Raw genomic sequence first — 240 nt, 5'->3', positions numbered from 1 at the left:
GGCTCAATGCCAAAGCGCAGAACCGCGGTCTGTTGCAGGCGGTGGATGATTTCGCCGCTGACGCGCAGCTGGATAAATCCGAGCGCCAGAACGTGCGCCAGCAGGTGTACGCCTACTGTAACGAACAGCTGCAGGCGGGCGAAGAGATCGAGCTGGAATCGTTGTCGAAAGAGCTCTCCGGCGTCAGCGAAAAGAGTTTCCAGGAGTTTACCGCCGAGCAGGGTTATGAGCTCGAAGAGA

General features: G+C 58.3%; 1 protein-coding gene. It reads left to right on the top strand.

Annotated features, from left to right (window positions below; all coding sequences use genetic code 11):
* Window positions 1-240: nucleoid-associated protein (locus QP437_RS10375; protein WP_285267782.1), on the top strand; the 240-nt coding region annotated here is incomplete at both ends.

Origin of the sequence: Haemophilus sp. UMB1048 (genome assembly GCF_030218125.1) — a bacterium.
GTDB lineage: Bacteria > Pseudomonadota > Gammaproteobacteria > Enterobacterales > Pasteurellaceae > Haemophilus_D.
This window is presented reverse-complemented; position numbering and strand designations above follow the sequence as displayed.